The 618-nt window shown below is 50.5% G+C and carries 1 protein-coding gene; it reads right to left on the reverse strand.

Translation table 11 applies throughout. The features are described 5' to 3' along the window. A partial coding sequence (locus tag PORUE0001_RS00925) for a M13 family metallopeptidase N-terminal domain-containing protein (protein WP_007364568.1) occupies window positions 1-618 on the reverse strand: 618 nt, incomplete at both ends.

Genomic DNA, 618 nt, shown 5'->3' on the forward strand with positions numbered 1-618 from the left:
TAGGTCTGCCGTGGGGAACCACTTGCTAAAGTCCTTGAAGAACTTTAGCTGACCAGCGTTCCATGACTCTAGAGTCTGGAGGTTGCGTCCCTTGATGTAGCGTGCCCAGTCAAAGCCAGGGTTGTCAGCGACAAACTTCTTGATCTGAACCTTGTTGAAGTTGCGCTGAGCATCACGCAGCTCCGTCTGTGAGTAGCACATCTTGGCGAGCTGAGTACTGACGGCAATATTGTTTTTCGCAATGCGCTGAGCCTCCTCGGCAGAGTAACCAGCTAGCTGAGCGATGCGCTCGATGTACTGATTGTATGACTTGATGATCTCGCCATTCTTTGGATCTGTGTAGTACTCCTTGTTGCCCAGAGCTAGGCTTGTCTGGTTCAGGTTGAAGATGTTCATGTCACTATTCTCAGCATCAGCCATGACGTAGGTGCCGAAGAATGTATCATCACCCTTATTATCCTGCTGAGCTGCGAAGTCTACGAGCGCCTCCTTAGAGTTGATCGCCTCAATAGACTTTAGCTCGTCAAGGATTGGCTGAGCGCCCAGCTCGTTGCGCTTGACACTGTCGATAGCCTGCTTGTATAGTACAGAGACACGATACTCATTGGAGCCAGCCTT

Source organism: Porphyromonas uenonis 60-3 (genome assembly GCF_000174775.1).
Lineage (GTDB): Bacteria > Bacteroidota > Bacteroidia > Bacteroidales > Porphyromonadaceae > Porphyromonas > Porphyromonas uenonis_A.